10 protein-coding genes are annotated in these 15,279 nt (G+C 75.3%); 7 read left to right on the forward strand and 3 right to left on the reverse strand.

Annotated features, from left to right (window positions below; genetic code table 11):
* Positions 1-40: 40 nt before the first annotated feature.
* From OG927_RS11430 to OG927_RS11445, 4 genes are all read left to right on the forward strand, one after another.
* Positions 41-3,277 (forward strand): type 2 lanthipeptide synthetase LanM family protein, encoded by a 3,237-nt coding sequence (locus OG927_RS11430; RefSeq protein ID WP_330320101.1) that lies wholly within the window; start codon positions 41-43, stop codon positions 3,275-3,277.
* Positions 3,277-3,474 carry a hypothetical protein gene (locus OG927_RS11435; protein ID WP_056798749.1) on the forward strand — a complete coding sequence of 66 codons (198 nt, stop codon included), beginning with the start codon at positions 3,277-3,279 and terminating at the stop codon, positions 3,472-3,474. The genes OG927_RS11430 and OG927_RS11435 overlap by 1 nt, the downstream gene beginning before the upstream one ends.
* Before the next feature lie 80 nt (positions 3,475-3,554).
* The gene (locus tag OG927_RS11440) at positions 3,555-6,482 is read left to right on the forward strand and encodes a helix-turn-helix transcriptional regulator (protein ID WP_330320102.1); all 2,928 of its coding nucleotides are present in this window, start codon (positions 3,555-3,557) and stop codon (positions 6,480-6,482) included.
* A gap of 224 nt (positions 6,483-6,706) precedes the next feature.
* Positions 6,707-8,530, forward strand: a complete 1,824-nt coding sequence (locus OG927_RS11445) for an AfsR/SARP family transcriptional regulator (RefSeq protein WP_330320103.1) — start codon at positions 6,707-6,709, stop codon at positions 8,528-8,530.
* Positions 8,531-8,599: 69 nt separating this feature from the next.
* Here OG927_RS11445 and lanKC read toward each other — a convergent pair whose 3' ends face one another.
* The 3 genes from lanKC to OG927_RS11460 all read right to left on the reverse strand — a co-directional run bounded on the left by lanKC (position 8,600) and on the right by OG927_RS11460 (position 12,873).
* Positions 8,600-11,191 carry a class III lanthionine synthetase LanKC gene (lanKC, locus tag OG927_RS11450; RefSeq protein WP_209470494.1) on the reverse strand — a complete coding sequence of 864 codons (2,592 nt, stop codon included), beginning with the start codon at positions 11,189-11,191 and terminating at the stop codon, positions 8,600-8,602.
* Positions 11,192-11,264: 73 nt separating this feature from the next.
* Positions 11,265-12,545, reverse strand: a complete 1,281-nt coding sequence (locus OG927_RS11455) for an MFS transporter (protein WP_408058059.1) — start codon at positions 12,543-12,545, stop codon at positions 11,265-11,267.
* A 181-nt stretch (positions 12,546-12,726) separates the two neighbouring features.
* The gene (locus tag OG927_RS11460; protein WP_164494178.1) at positions 12,727-12,873 is read right to left on the reverse strand and encodes a hypothetical protein; all 147 of its coding nucleotides are present in this window, start codon (positions 12,871-12,873) and stop codon (positions 12,727-12,729) included.
* A gap of 310 nt (positions 12,874-13,183) precedes the next feature.
* On the opposite strand from OG927_RS11460, the gene OG927_RS11465 reads away from it, so the two are divergent.
* The 3 genes from OG927_RS11465 to OG927_RS11475 are packed head-to-tail and all read left to right on the forward strand — an operon-like array spanning position 13,184 to position 15,227.
* Positions 13,184-14,257, forward strand: coding sequence for a radical SAM protein (locus OG927_RS11465; protein ID WP_330320104.1), 1,074 nt, complete (start codon positions 13,184-13,186; stop codon positions 14,255-14,257).
* Positions 14,254-14,988 carry an iron-containing redox enzyme family protein gene (locus OG927_RS11470; protein WP_056797960.1) on the forward strand — a complete coding sequence of 245 codons (735 nt, stop codon included), beginning with the start codon at positions 14,254-14,256 and terminating at the stop codon, positions 14,986-14,988. The genes OG927_RS11465 and OG927_RS11470 overlap by 4 nt, the downstream gene beginning before the upstream one ends.
* Entirely contained in the window at positions 14,985-15,227 is a 243-nt protein-coding gene (locus tag OG927_RS11475; RefSeq protein ID WP_124282267.1) for an aroma-sacti cluster domain-containing protein, read from the forward strand. The genes OG927_RS11470 and OG927_RS11475 overlap by 4 nt, the downstream gene beginning before the upstream one ends.
* The last annotated feature ends 52 nt before the right edge of the window (positions 15,228-15,279 follow it).

Consider the following 15,279-nt stretch of genomic DNA (forward strand, 5'->3'; position numbering starts at 1 on the left):
GAGGACCGGTAGGCCTCCCCGGGCCAGGGAGGTGTGCGCGGTGGCGGAGAAGGATCCGAACGGCAGAGCGAACCCGAGCGCCTCCACCCGCGGTGTCCCGGGGGCCTTGCCCCGCGAGATCCCGGCCTCCGCCGCCTCCGCCGCCCCCGACACGCGCCGCGGCGTTCCCGACGCGCCCCTCCGGGACGTACCCGCCGACCGTGCGGGCACCGCCGGTCCGGAGCACGCCCACGCACCGAACACCGCCCTCTTGGGCACCTGGGGCCAGGGCGATCCGTGGTGGCTCCCCGGTGTCGTCGGACAGCGGCCCGCCGCCGAGCCGGACTGGGCGGTCTTCGTCCGGGACGTCGTGGCGGGCGCACCGCGCGACGCGGTGGCCGCCGACCGGGAGTACCCGGGACTGTCGGGCTTCGCGCTGATCATGGCACCGTTCGCGGAGCGGGCCGTCGACCGGGCGGTGGAGCAGGCCGCGGACCAGGCATGGGACCGGGCCGCCGACCGCCCGTCCGCCCCGGACGGCGTCCCGGGAGCCGGGCCCGTCGCCTGTCCCGCCGCCGTGCTGGACGACTTCCGGAGCCATCTGACAGGCCGTCTGGCCCGTCTCGCGGCCCGGACGCTGGTGCTGGAACTGCACGAAGCGCGGCAGGGGGGACGGCTCGGCGGGGACGGGACGCGGGAGCGGTTCCGGGACTTCCTCCGGCTGACCGCACGCCGGTCCGGTCTCGCCTCGCTCGTCACCGGCTATCCCGTGCTGGCCCGGATCGTGGCACGGACGAGCATGAACGCGGCCGACGCCTTCGCGGAGATGCTCGGGAGGCTCGCGGCCGACCGGGAGCTGCTGCAGGCCTCCGGGCTGCTCGGTGACCGGGGCGCCGGGGTCCTCGGCGACCGGGGGCCCGGAGGGCTGACCGGGGTCGAGGCCGGTGCGGGTGACAGTCACCGCGGGGGCCGGTCGGTGATGCTGCTGCGGTTCGCCGACGGCACCCGGCTGGTGTACAAGCCGCGTCCGCTCGCCGCCCACCAGCACTTCAACACCCTGGTCGAATGGTTCAACTCGCTGCCCGCGACGCCCGATCTGCGCACACCGCGTGTCCTGGACCGGGGTGCGTACGGCTGGGTCGAGTTCGTCGAGGAGCGGCCCTGCGACTCGGCGGCGGAGACCACCCGCTTCTACCGGCGCCAGGGTGCGCTGCTGGCGCTGCTGCACGTGCTGGACGGGACCGATCTGCACCACGAGAACCTGATCGCCTGCGGCCCGCACCCCGTCCTCGTCGACGTGGAGACGCTGTTCCATCCGCCGCTGGTACCGGCCCGCTCCGCGGATCCGGCGGCGCGGGCCCTGCACGCCTCGGTCCACCGCGTGGGGCTGCTGCCCCAGCTGCTCGTCGGGGACACGACGGCGCTCGACATGTCGGCCATCGGCGGCGGCGGGGCGGGTTCCTCCCCCATCGAGACGGCGGGCTGGGATGCGGCGGGGACGGACCGGATGCGCCTGGTCCGGACGGCGGGCCGGTTCACCGAGTCGGCCAACCGGCCCCGGCTGGGCGGGATCCCGGCCGACCCCTCCTCCTACACGGACGCCCTGTGCGACGGATTCCGCGCGGGCTACACGGCAGTCGGCGACGCCCGGGACGAACTCCTGGGACCGAAGGGGCTGTTGCGCCTCTTCGCCCAGGACGAGATCCGCGTCGTACCCCGGCCGACGTGGACGTACACCACCCTGCTGGACGAGTCCACCCACCCCGACCTGATGCGGGACGCCACCGAACGGCACCGGATCTTCGCACTGCTGCGGACCCCGTCCCTGGGCACCACCGCACTGCCCGGCCTGGAGGACGAGGAGATCACGGAGCTGTGGAACGGGGACGTACCGGTGTTCGCCGGCCGGCCCGACTCCACGGACCTGTGGAGCGGCACCGGTCGCCGGGTCCCGGGTCCCGAGGGGGTGACCGGGCTGGCGCGGGTCGAGGCCAAGGTGCGCGCCCTGGACACGGTGGGCCGGCTGGACCAGGAACACATCATCCGCGCCGCCATGGTCAGCACCTCCCCCGAGCCCGCGCACCGGGCGGGCGCGGGACACCGGCCGCCGGCCGTGGACACCGCACCGGAACCGGAGCACCTGCTCTCCGTCGCGCGGTCGGTCGGCGACCAGCTCGTCTCGCTCGCCTTCCGCCACGAGGGCCGCACCAACTGGATCGGCCTGGAGCTGCTCGGCGAGCGCTACTGGCGGCTCACGCCCATGGCGGCGGACCTCGCGGGCGGCTACACGGGGCCGGCGCTCTTCCTGGCCCAGCTGGCCTCCCTGACCGGGGCCGCCCGGTACGCCGATGCGGCCCGCGAGGCGCTGGCTCCCGTCCCCGGGCTGCTGGACGCCCTCCACGAACGGGTGGACGACCTCGGACTGCTCGGCTCAGGCGCCTTCGCCGGTCTCGGCGGCATCGCGTACACGCTGACCGAGGTGGGTGTCCTGCTGGACGATCACCAGGTGCTGGACTGGGCGGGCCCGGCCACCCGGCTGAGCTCCGCGGCGGGTTCGGCGGAGGACGGCTTCGGGGTGCGCGGCGGCGCGGCGGGCGGGCTGGTGTCGCTGCTCGCGGTGCACCGGGCCACCGGCAGGCCGGAGGCCTGGCGGGGCGCCGAGCGGTGCGCGGAGCGGATCGCCGCGGCGCCCCTCCCGGAGGCCGGCGGTTTCGCCGACGGGGCCGCGGGCATCGGCTGGGCGCTGTTGCGCTTCGCCGCAGCCGGGGGCGGGCCCCGCTACCGCGCCGCCGGGCTGCGGGCGTTGCGCCGGGCGGTCTCCGGCGCGGGCGCCGGGCAGGCCTGGTGCGACGGCGCGACGGGGGTCGCGCTCGCGGTCGCCGACAGCCCCGACGCGCTGGCCGATCCGGAGCTGTCCGGCTGGCTGTCCGGCCGGGCCGGCGCACTGGCGGAGGCCGTCCCGCCCGCCAACGACAGCCTCTGCCACGGCGAGCTGGGTGTGCTGGAACTCCTCGGTCACGTTGCCCTGCCGGGCCTCCGCGCCCCCTGGGTGCGCCGGACCGGAACACTCCTGGCCGCCGCCGACCGGGCGGGTCCGCAGTGCGGAACGCCCGGCAACGTACCTCACCCCGGGCTGCTCACCGGCCTTTCAGGAATAGGACACGGGTTGTTGCGGGCGGGTTTTCCCGACCGGATCGGCTCGGCACTGCTCGTACAGCCCTCCACGGGGGGCACCACGGGGACGAACCGGTCCTCTTTTCCAGCTCCGTTGTCGACCAGTCAGATGAGGCAGAGATGATGACGCAGATCAGCGAATCGGCCATGCAGGCAGCCGTCACGGCGCACGAGGGCGCCCCCGAGCACCCGGCGGGCCGGATATCCCTTGGTTCCTCCGGTGGCGCACTGGGCCTGCGCAGCCGGCTCCTGAGTGTTTCGGAGGGCGACATCGGCTACAGCCATGACCTGCCGTTCACGACCATGACGAACCCGTTGTGACCACATCGCCCGATATCGCACCGTAATCGACCGAATGCGGCCTACTGCCGTATGCGTCGTGGCTCAAGTAGCCTGCGGCCATGCGAGCCACTTCGCCGGTCACCGTCGGACGAGACGGTGAGATCGGACTGCTGAGCAGCGCCCTGGACGCCGTGCAACGGCGTTCGGGGCGCGCGCTGTTCCTCCTCGGTGAAGCGGGGATCGGCAAGTCACGGCTGGTGGGCGAATGCGCCTACCGGGCCTACGAGCTGGGCATGCCGGTGCTGCGCGGCCGGGCCAGCTCGACCGGCCTCGTCGTGCCGTACCGCCCGCTGGTGGAGGCGCTCTCGTCCCACTTCCGGGCGGCCGGGACACCGACCGATCCGGAGCTGGTCCCGTACCATCCGGCGCTGGCCAGACTGGTGCCGGAGTGGCGGCGCGGAGCATCACCGGGCTACCCGGAGACGGTGGTCGAGCTGGCGGAGGCGCTGCTGCGGCTGCTGTCCGTCCTGGGCAGGGACACGGGCTGCGTGATCCTGCTGGAGGACCTGCACGACTCCGACACGGAGACCGTCGCGGTCGTCGAGTACGTCATCGACAATCTGGCCGGCCTGCCCATCCTGCTGCTGGGCACCCTGCGGCCGGAGGCGGGGGCCGCACTGGACCTCGTACGCTCCGCCGAGCGGCGTCAGACGGCGGCGGTGCGGGAGCTGCGGGCACTCGGCGACGACGAGGTGCGGCTGCTGACCGGTGCCTGTCTGGAGACCCCGCCCGAGCGCATACCGCCCGTGGTCCAGCACCGGCTGGCCGAACGCGCCGCGGGCAACCCCTACCTCGTGGAGCTGCTGCTGGCCGACCTGCTCGACACCGGTCAGTTACGCAGGACGGACGCCGGCTGGGATGCGGCGGAGCAGCCGGACTGCGCCCTCCCGTCGGGGATACTCCGCAGCTGGGCCCGCAGGCTCGACCGGCTGGACGAACCGGTGCGGGACCTGCTCCTGACGGCGGCCACCCTGGGCAGCCAGTTCTCGGTGACCGTGCTCCAGACCGTCACCGGTTTCGAGGACCGCGCCTTGTTCACGCACCTGAGGTCCGCCGTCGAAGCGGGTGTGATCGCCCCGGACGGGGCGGCCCCCGACCGCTACACCTTCCGGCACGCGCTCACCGCGGAGGCCCTGGTCTCCTCACTCGCTCCCGCCGAACGCGCCGCGCTCGCCCGCCGCGCCGCCGCGACCGTCGAACACTCCGGTCAGCCGCTGGACGAGGACCGACGGCAGCTCGTCGCGACCCTGGAACTGGCGGCGGGCAACCGCTCGGGAGCGGCCCTCCAGTTCGCCGAGGCCGGGAGACGGTTGCTCGCTTCGGGAACCCACGGCTCGGCCGTGGTGCTGCTGGAGCGGGCGCACTCCCTGGCCGCCGAGTCCGACCGGGCCGCCATCGCCGAGGACCTCGCGGTGGCCCGTGCGGAGAGCGGGGATCTGGACGGCGCCCTGGCGCTGACGGACACCCTGCCCCCCGTACCGGCGCGTTCCGAGGCCGCCGCCCGGCGGGGCGACGCACACATCAAGATCGCCTGGGTGGCGGTCATGGCGGAGCGGGTCTCCGACGCGGCGCGCCAGATCAGCGCGGCGCACGGTCTGCTGGGCCCCTCGCCGTCCCCGGCCCGGCGCGCGGCCCTCGTCGTCGTCGACGGCCATCTGTCGCTGCTCCCCGGTGAGGACCGCGGGGAGCCCGGGGAGACCGAGCGGGCCGCGCTCCTGGCGGCGGAGACCGCCGAGGCGGAGGGTCTGCCCGTGGTCGCCTGCCAGGCCTGGCAGTTGCTGGCGCTGCTCTCCCGCGAGAAGGGGTTCGACGCGGCCGACGCGTGCCTGGAGCGGATGCTCACCCTGTCCACCGAGCACTCCCTGCCCCTGTGGCGGGTGGAGGCGATGGTGCGGCTGGGTGCGAACGGCTTCATGCGGACCGGTGACGCGGCCCGGTTGCACTCCGCGCGGGCGGCGGCCACGGAGCTGGGCGCACTGCTGCTGACCCGGACGGTCGACGGACTCCTCGCGATGAACGCGGTGATGTGCGCCCGGTGGGACGAGGCTCAGGAGATCATCGACCGCTCGGCGGAGGCGAGCGCCCGGGTCGGCAATCTGTCCGCGCACCGCTATCTGCTGCTGGCCGGGGCGACGATGGCCGCGCACCGCGGCCGCCGGCGCGAGATGGACCGCTCCCTCGCCGCGTTCCGCCGGGCCGGCGGCGAGCAGTCCCTGCTCGTACCGCTGGGGCTGGGGCTCTGCCGTGCGATCGGCGCGCTGCTCGACGAGGACCGGGGCCGCGCCCTGTCCGACCTGGACGCCGCCCTGGGGTGGGAGCGCGACCATCCCAGCTACTTCTACCTGAGCGGCCGCTACGGGCTGCGGCCGCTGCTGCGGATCCTGGCGGGAGAGGCGGACCGGCGGGAGTACGACGCCGTGACGGCCTCGCCCGGTGCCGGCCTGGCCTGGAACAGGCAGTTCATGGACCTGGCGGAGGCGGTGCTGCTGGGCCGGGACGGCGACCGTGCGGGTGCCGCCCGGCTGATGGCCGCCTTCGAGGCCAGGTCGGCGGCGTTCCCGGTGGCCCGCCACCTCGGCCTGCGGCTGGTCGCGGACGCCGCCCGCGCCGACGGGTGGGGCGAACCGGTGGCCTGGCTGCGCACCGCCGAGGAGTTCTTCTACGGGGCGGGGGTGCAGCCGGTGGCCGCCGCGTGCCGGGCCGCCCTGCGGCAGGCGGGGGCGAGCGTCACCCAGCACCGCGGCGGCCGGGACCGGATCCCTTCGTCGCTGCGCACCACCGGGGTGACACCGCGCGAGTACGAGGTGTTCGTGCTGCTGGCCGAGCGGCCGGGCAACCAGCAGATCGCCCGGCGGCTGTCCATCTCGCCCCGCACGGTGGAGAAGCACATGGCCAGTCTGCTCAGCAAGACCGGACGGGAGAACCGGGCCGCCCTGTGCGAGTACGCCGCCGAGTACGCCGCCGAGCACACCGTCGAGCACGCCTGAGGGCACCTCGCCTGCGGGGTGCCGTCCGCCCGGATGGGGGCGGCACCGCTCAACATCCGCCCGGATGGGGGCAGCACCGCTCAACATGGGGGCACGGGCCGTTTTGGGTCGGGTGCGGCTCCGGAAGATGCGGGCGGAGCACCGATGTGTCCCGGCCGGCGGGACGGAAGGATCGGCGGGTGTACGGCAGCCTGTCGCCCGTCCCCGCCCCAGGAGGCCCGCTGATGACCCGCTCCCCCGCCCGCCCCGGTCCCACCGGTGCCGTGTACTTCTCCCTCCTCGGTCCGCTCACCGCCGTGGTGGACGGCAGGCCGCTGCCGCTCGGCCCGCGCAAGCAGCGCCTCGTCCTCGCCACACTGCTGTCCCGCCCCAACACCCCCGTGCCGGTGGACGTGCTGACCGACGTGGTGTGGCCGGACGCACCGCCCCGGACCGCGCGCAAGAATCTGCAGGTCTACATCAGCGCGGCCCGGACCCTGTTCGGCGCCGCGGGCGACCGGGACCGGGTGGTGCACGGCTGCGGCGGCTACCGGCTGCGGATCGGCGAGGCCGAGCTGGACACCCTGCGCTTCGGTGCCCTGGCCCGCTCGGGCCGGGCCGCGGGCGAGCGGGGGGACCTGCGCACGGCCGCACGGCTGCTGCGGGAGGCACTCGACCTGTGGGGGGAGCGGCAGCCGCTGCACGACCTCCGGGACTCCGCCGGGGTGGCGGAGGAGGCCGAGCGCCTGGAGTCACGCTGTCTGACGGTCTACGAGGACTGGGCCGAGGCCGAGATCGAGACCGGCCGTGCGGCCGTCGCGGTGGACGGCCTGCGGGACCTGGTGGAGCGCCACCCGCTGCGCGAGCGGCTCCGGGCGGCCTGGATGAACTCCCTGCACCAGTCGGGGCGGCAGGCGGAGGCGCTGGCGGTGTACGACGACTACCGGCAGCTGCTCGCCAGGGAGCTGGGGCTGGAGCCCAGCCCGGCGATGGCGGCCCTCTACGCGGACATGCTCGGCCGGGGCCGCGCGGCGCGCACCACCGCCCCCCGGGACAGCGCCGGCGGGGTGTCGCTGCCCGCCGCGGCCCGGGACTTCACCGGGCGCCGAGACGAACTGCGCGAGGTGCTGGACGAGTCGGGGGCCGCGGAGGGCGGGGTGCTGATCGTCTCCGGTCCCGCCGGGTCCGGGAAGTCGGCGCTGGCCGTGCGGGCGGCCCATCTCCTCGCGGACGGATTCCCCGACGGGCGGGTCCACGTCCGGGTACGGCGGGAGGACGGCACCGCCCGCACCCGGGCCGAGGTGCTGGGCGAGCTGGGGCGGCTGTGCGGGGCGCGGGTCCCGCCGGGCGGTCCGGAGGCCGAGGACGCCTGGCAGGACTGGCTGTCACGGCACCGCGCCCTGATCGTCCTGGACGACGTGCCCGACGAGGCCTCGGTGCGCGGGCTGCTGCCCCGGTCGGGGCGGTGCTCGGTTCTCCTCACCGCGCGCGGTCAACTGGCCGGACTGGCCCCGGCGCACCGGGTGGCGCTGACCGCGCTCGCCGACGGTGAGGCGCTGGAGCTGCTGGGCAGGCTGATCGGCGCGGGCCGGGTCCGGACGGACCCCGCGGCGGCCCTGCGCATCGTGCGGGCCTGTGGGGCGCTGCCGCTGGCGGTGACGGTCAGCGGCATGCGGCTGGCGGTGCTGCGGCACCTTCCGCTGGCGGAGTACGCGTCCCGGCTGGACGACCCGTCGGCGGCGCTGGACGAGCTCGTCGCCGGAGACGTGTCCGTACGGTCGCGGATCGCCTCGGGCTGGCAGGACCTCACGGAGCAGAACCGGGAGGCGCTGGCCCGGCTCGCCGGATTCGCGCACGACGGCGGCTTCACGCTGGACCGGGCGATGGACGTGCTGGGCTGCGGGGAGCGGGCGGCGATCCGCACCGTCGAGTCGCTCCTCGACACCGGTGCGGTGACCTCCCCGGCCGGGGAGGTCACCGCACACGCCGCGCTGTACGAGGTGCCGCGCCTGCTCTGTCTGTACGCCCGGGAGCGAACCGGATCGGATCTGTCGCTCGTCCGGGGGTGAGCGGCGGCGGACCGGCCGGGGTGGAGCGGCGCCCGACCGGACGGGGTCGAGCGGCGCCGGACCCACTGCTCACCCGAGGGTGAGCAGCTCCAACAGGCCCGCTGACGGGCTCCGTTCACCGGGCCCGTCCGTCCCGGCGCCCGACAGGAAGTGCAGGGCCAGCAGCAGGCCCGCCGCGCCGGTGGCCAGGTCGGCGGAGCAGCGCCGCAGCCGTGCCCCGGGGACCAGCAGCCGGTCCCCGTCGGCGAGCAGGTGCCAGGACAGGTTGCGCACGGAGGCCAGCACCGAGGCGTCCGTGCGGTCCTGCCCGCCCAGCTGGCCGGCGGTGGCGACGAGTCCGGCGCGTCCGGTGAACAGGCCCGGTTCGCGGACGAATTCGAGGACGCAGCCCTGGCGCACCCCGGGGAGCAGGGCGGCCAGGCCGGGGGCTTCGTGCCGGGCCAGGTACGCCTGCGCCACGAGGGCGAATCCTCCACTGCCCTGGTCGAGGTAGAGCAGGTGGCGGCGTCCGTCCTTCACCTGGACGGTTCCGTCGGGCATCGTGACGCAGTGCCCGGCCTCCCGCTCCAGGGCCGTGCGGGCCGCCTTCAGGAGCCAGTCCTCCCCGGTCAGGGCGTGCAGCTCCAGATGCAGCAGCGCGGCTCCGCTCAGCCCGCGCAGCAGTCCGGCGGAGTCCGGGGCGCGCAGACCGCCGGCCGGTTCGCCCCGGACCAGGCAGTCGAGGCTCCACGCGGTGCGTACGGCCGATTCGAGGAGCTCGGGGTCGGGTGCGGAGCCGCCCGTGCGGGCCAACCGCAGTGCGGCGAGCGCGACGCCCGCGCGGCCGGTGAACAGATCGGCCGAGGTGTTCGGTGGTGCGGCGGCCAGGGCCCGTTCGAGGATCTCCCTGCCGTCGGCCGGGCGGCCCAGACCCGCCAGCACCACGGCCGTGCCGGGCAGTCCGTCGAAGAGCCCTCCGGGAGCCGCGGGGTCACGGCGGCGGGCGGCGGCGGCGAGCCAGTCCGTCCAGGCGTCCGGGACGGGGGCGCCGACCCGGTGCAGGGCGTACAGCACCCCGGCCGCGCCGTGCGCGAGGTCGGTCCCGCCGGTGGCGAACGCCTGCGGGTCCCCGGGGAAGAGGCGGTCACGGCGCTCGGGCGTCGCCCCCGCGTGGATGCCCGCCAGCAGGCGGGCGCGGAGTTCCCGCCAGTCGGGTGCGGGGCCGTCGAGGAGGGCGGCGATCTCGTGCTCCCGGCTGTGCGGGCCGGACACGGCCCGTACGGCGGCGGGGCGGTGCGGGCCGGCGTCCGGCGTCAGGCCGTAGCGCGTGCGGGCCCACCGCTCGAGCGTCACGGCCTTGGCCCGGTCGTGCCCGGCCATCTCCATGAGGGGCATCAGCATGGTGAGCCAGGTCGCCCACAGTGCGTAGGCGTCGGCCTCGGCACCGGGGGTGCCGGGCGGTGCCTGGAGACCCGGTGCGCCCGCCGGCGGCGTGTCCTGGTCGTCGAGGGCGGTGGCGTACTCGAAGTCGATGAGCACCACACCGCCGTCGGGCCGGACGATGACGTTGGACGGGTGCAGGTCGCCGAAGCGCAGCCCCCGCGCGTGCACCGCGGCCAGCGCGCGGGTGAGTCCGGCGGTCACGGAGTCCACCCAGGCGACGTAGGGGGCGAGTTCGGCGGGCGAACCGGCCCCGCGGACCAGGGCGAACCGGGTGATGATCTCCTCGATGAGGGTGTTCCCCTCGATGTGTTCCTCGATCAGGAAGTGGTGCTCCCACACGGTCCGGACCCCGTACACCTCGGGCACGCAGTCCAGTCCGGCCAGCGCGGTCAGCGCCCGGTGCTCGCGGTGCAGTCGCAGCACCGCGTCGTCCCCCACCGCGTCGAGGCCGCAGTGCGGGCGGGCCTCGCGCAGCACCACCTGCCGGCCGGTGTCCCGGTGCCGGGCCAGGTAGATCCCGCCGGCGTTGGAGAACTGGAGGGCCTCGGTCACGGTGTAGGGGAAGGTGGCGTCCCCCGCAGCGGCACGGGCGGCGAGGTGCGGGCGCAGCGCCTCGGGGACGGTGACCCATTCGGGCACCCGGAACACCACACCGCGTACGTCGGGCACCAGTTCGCCCGACGGGTGCCGCAGGGCGGGGACGCGTTCGCCCTCCTCGTCGCGGCACCAGCGTGCGACGAACGCCCCGTACCGGACGTAGACCGGGGCGTCGCCGATGCGCAGGTCGCTGAGGATGTACGGGCCCCGGCGGCCGTCCAGGGCCCGGGACAGCTCGTCGACCAGCGTCAGGAAGACGGTCTCGTCCTGCGGGTAGAGCGTGAGGAACTTCCCGGCGCCGCTGCGGGCCATGTACTTGCCGGACATCAGCAGGAGGGCCTGCTCGCTGCGCAGGAACTTGAACGGCACCCCGTGCCGGAGGCAGATCCGGGCGGTGTCGCGCAGGGTCGCCGCGGCCTCGTCCGGCACGGTGGAGACGTGGATCTTCCAGCCCTGCTCGGCCGGTTCACGGTCCTCGGGCAGGAGCGAGGTCCACAGGCCCGCGGCGGCGCGCCGCCAGCCGGCCGGTGGCGGTGCGGCGTCGAGCGGATAGCGGGTCGCCTCGTCCGGCAGCCGTGCCGGGGTCTCGTAGTACCTGCGGTCTGCGAGGCAGTAGAGCTGGGTCTCCTGGATGCCGGGCACGGCTTTCCTCCTCGGAGCGCGCCGGGGCCGGCGGCGTCGTGGGTCGGTCGGACTGGACGACGGCCGTTCCGGGTCAGTCCCCCGGGCAGGCGCGGGCCGCTCCGGCGGGTTCGGAGCCGGGGCCCGGTGCCCCCGTCCCCTCGCCGGCCGGCGGTGCCGCCCCGGAGCGGACCGAGGGGGCGAAGGTCACCACGAGCGCCGACACGGCCAGCACGCAGCCGATCACGCCGAAGGCGGAGCGGCTGCCCAGGGCGGTCAGCAGGGCGCCGCCCGCGAGCGGTCCGAAGGGCTGGACGACCGAGGACAGGAAGCTCGCCGCGCTCTGCACCCTGCCGACACGGTCCTCCGGAGTGACGATCAGCAGGGTCGACAGGAATCCGATGCTGGCGATCGTCGCCAGGCACATGCAGAGCGCGCACAGCAGTCCGGCCGCCAGCGGGCTGCTGAGCCAGGCCAGCGCACCGGCGGTCAGCACACAGGCCCAGCAGGTGGCGACGATGAGGGCCCGGGCGTGCCGGTCGGGGCCGAGCCGGGGCGCGAGCAACGCGCCGGCGAGTGCGCCCGCGGACACGCAGGTGATGACGAAGCCGCCGCCGAGACCGGACCTGCCGTGCTCGGAGAAGACGCTGAGCGCCGTGAACGTGAGGGCGCCGAACGCGAAGTTCATGCCGAGGCCGAAGACGAGCAGCACCGTGCGCAGGTACGGGAGCTGCCACAGGAAGGTGAGCCCGGCGGTGAGTTCCCGGCGGCTGAACACCGAGCCCGCCCGGTTCCTGGCCTTCGAGCGGGTGCGTACGAGCGCCACGCAGACGGTCGACAGGAGCAGTCCGACGGCCTGGGCCGCGAAGGGCAGCGCGGGGTGGACGCCGAACAGCGCACCGCCGACGAGGGGGCCGACCAGCCGGACCGTGGAGGTGCGCGCCTGGAGCCGCGCGGTGGCCGTGCCCATCTGGTCGGGTGGCACGACCGCGCGCATCAGGCCGAAGGCGGCGGGGGCGTACACGCTGTTGAGCACGGCTCCCGCGGTCGCGGCCAGCAGGACGAGTGCCATAGGGGCGTGCCCGTACCAGACGGCGACGGTGAGGGCGGTGACCGCGGCGAGACTTCCCGCGTCGCACAGCCGCATCAGCCGGCGGCGTTCGACCCGGTCGGACATGACTCCGCCGGGCAGCATCGTGATCAGCACGGCGCCGACGGACACGGTCCCCACGGCGCCGGCCTGCACCGCCGAGCCGGTCTCCTTGAGGACCAGCAGGGGCAGGGCGAGGGCACCCGTCTGGGCACCCAGGACGGCGAAGAAGCCGCTCATCCAGAGCAGCCGGAAATCCCTGTTGGAGCGGAGCGGTGCGGCCATCGGGAGCTCCCGTTCGTCGGGACGGCTGGAGCGCGGCGGCGGCGGCCCGAGGGCCGACGGGGCCGGACAGCGGGGCGGGGCGGCCTCCGTGCGTCACGGAGGCCGCCCCGTCTCCGGCCGGGCGCCACGGCGGCGGGGCAGTGCCCCCGGTCGCACGTGGCACACGGCCCGGCTCGTCGGATCAGCCCTCGACGACGCTCAGCACGCTGATGCAGCTGCCCGGAGGCTGGTCGCGGTCGATGACCGCGGACTCCTGGAGGTCCAGGACGGTGTGTGCCTCGACCTCGGGGGTCTCGTTCTCGTCGGCGGGCTTCGTGTTCTCGGACATGGTGGTCTCCGTCCACTCGTCGCTGTGCCGGCCCGGAGTCCTCGGCTGTCCGCCGCGGCCCGCTGCCTGCCGTTGCCGAGAAAGTTAGGAGCGGTGGCCTGGCGAACGCTTCGGCAGCGGTATGGCGACGGTATGGGGCCCGTTCACCACGGCCGGACGGCCCGTCCCCCGGGCCCGCGGCGGGCTCGGGCCCCCGGCCGACCTGCGCCCATACCGCTCCCGAAGCGCGGGCGGACCGTCGCCGAACCGGCGCGGCGCAGCCTGGGTACGCGCCCGACGCGCCTCATCCCTCTGAAGGAGGCGGCCCCGCATGGAACTCGGCGAACTCGTCGGACAGCGGCCCTTCCCCGCCGCCGGTCTGCTGCTCGGCCTCACCCGGGCCTGCCCCCTGCGGTGCGCCCACTGCTCCACCGGATCGACCATGACCGTGCGGGAGGAGCCGGACCCGGGCCACCTGCTGGACTTCGTGGGCTCCTTCACCGAGGAGGACCGTCCCGAGGTCGTGATGCTGACCGGCGGGGAGCCACTGCTCCTGCCCGCGCTCGCCGGGGAGCTGAGCACCCTCGCCCGTGGTGCCGGCTCGCGCACCGCGCTGCTCAGCGGCATGTTCTTCGCCCGCTCCCGGGAGATCCCGCCGGCGATCCTGGGTGCGATCGGGCAGGTCGACCACTTCTCCGCCAGCCTCGACGTGCACCACGAGCGGGAGATCCCGCGGGCCGACGTCTTCCGTGCCATGCACAGGATCCGGGAGACGGGCGTGGCCGTGAGCTTCCACCTCACCGGGACGGGCGCCGACGACCCCTATCTCGCGGACATCACCCGGGCCATCGCCGAGGAGTTCGACGGGCGGGTGCCGTCCCTGGTCAACGAGGTGCGGCCGTTCGGGCGGGCCTCGTCCTGGGCGCGGCCCGCCCGCACCGCGCCGGACGGGGGCACGGCGTCCCCCTGCGCGATGGCCGCCTGGCCCGTGGTCGCCTTCGACGGCAGGGTGCTGGCCTGCTGCAACCAGGACACCGTGGACCTGCGGCCCGTCCCCGCCCATCTGGACCTCGGGCACATCGCGGTCGACGACTGGGCGACCGTGCGCCGGCGCGCCCAGGAGTCCCCGGTGCTGCGCATGATCCGTACGGTCGGTCCCACCCATCTGTCCGCCCGGTCCTCCGTGTCCCGGCCCGGTTCCTACTGCGACGGCTGCCGGGCACTGGGCGCCGACGAGACGGTGGCCGCCGGGGCCGCGGCGGGCGGGGCGGCGGGGGCTCTGCTGGACCTGGCCGCCGCGCACCGGGGGGCGGCGGGAGGCCCGGAGGGGGTCGTCCGGCGGCACGGCTGCGCGGCGTACGCACCACTCGTCGTCGCGGGCGCCGCCGGACGGAGCTCCCGGTGAGCGCCGCCGCGCCGAGCCCGTCGTCGCGACTGCGCGTCACCCTGGGGCTGGGGGACAGCGGGCTGCGGCGCGCGCTGGACCACATGTGGCGGGCCGACGGCCTGTCGCCGCGCTACCTGGCGTACCTCTGCGCCATGCACTCCGTGGTGCGGGCCTCCGTTCCGCTGATGCTCCGGGCCGGGGAGCGTGCCCGGCTGCTGGACGCCTGCGGCGACCCGCTGGGCGCCCCGCTGGCGGCCTACCTGGCGGAACACGTCCAGGAGGAGGAGGGGCACGACGCCTGGCTGCTGGAGGACCTCGCATCGGCGGGCCGGGCGCCCGCCGAGGCGCTCGGTCCGATGCCGTCACCGGACGTCGCCGGACTCGCCGGCGCCCAGTACTACTGGATCGAGCACCACCACCCGGTGACGCTGCTCGGCTACATCGCCGTGCTGGAGGGCTACGCGCCCTCGCCCGGCCTGACTCCCCGCATCGCCCGTCTGACCGGCCTGCCCGACGCCGCCCTGCGGACCGTACGGGAGCACGCCGCGCTCGACACGGGCCACCTCGACGAGTTGTACGCACTGCTGGACAGGCTGCCGCTGACGCGGGACCAGGAGGCGGCCGTGACGGTCAGCGCGCTGCACTCCCTCGACGCCCTCACCCAGCTCTTCGTCCGGCTCGGGCGCTCAGCGGCGGCGCCGTCGCCGCGGGGGGCCGGACCTTCCTCACCGATGGGAGTCACACCATGACCGGACCACCGAGCAGCGGGGTTCCCCACCCGTCCGACGGCGGGGAACGGCCCCCGCTGCCCGCCGCACTGTACGAGGCGGGGCTGCCCGTGGACCTGCTCACCGACGAACAGCGCCTCGTACTCAGCGAGCTGACTCCCGAGGAACTCGCCGTGCTCCTCGACATCAAGAGCAGGCTCGACGCCGTGGAGCCCGAGGTCCAGGCACACGGCGAGATAGCCGGCGGCGCCCTGTTCTAGAGGCCCTCGGAGAGGCCGGCCGGGGCCGGTGCGGCCGGTACGCCACGGCTGC

Origin of the sequence: Streptomyces clavifer, from assembly GCF_036345975.1 — a bacterium.
GTDB classification, from domain to species: Bacteria; Actinomycetota; Actinomycetes; order Streptomycetales; family Streptomycetaceae; genus Streptomyces; species Streptomyces clavifer.

Excerpts from the sequence above, each read along its gene's own strand:
- OG927_RS11455 (WP_408058059.1), bottom strand. The coding sequence starts at position 12,545 with ATGGCCGCACCGCTCCGCTCCAACAGGGATTTCCGGCTGCTCTGGATG.
- OG927_RS11460 (WP_164494178.1), bottom strand. The coding sequence starts at position 12,873 with ATGTCCGAGAACACGAAGCCCGCCGACGAGAACGAGACCCCCGAGGTC.
- OG927_RS11440 (WP_330320102.1), top strand. The coding sequence starts at position 3,555 with ATGCGAGCCACTTCGCCGGTCACCGTCGGACGAGACGGTGAGATCGGA.
- OG927_RS11475 (WP_124282267.1), top strand. The coding sequence starts at position 14,985 with ATGACCGGACCACCGAGCAGCGGGGTTCCCCACCCGTCCGACGGCGGG.
- OG927_RS11435 (WP_056798749.1), top strand. The coding sequence starts at position 3,277 with ATGACGCAGATCAGCGAATCGGCCATGCAGGCAGCCGTCACGGCGCAC.
- OG927_RS11465 (WP_330320104.1), top strand. The coding sequence starts at position 13,184 with ATGGAACTCGGCGAACTCGTCGGACAGCGGCCCTTCCCCGCCGCCGGT.
- OG927_RS11445 (WP_330320103.1), top strand. The coding sequence starts at position 6,707 with ATGACCCGCTCCCCCGCCCGCCCCGGTCCCACCGGTGCCGTGTACTTC.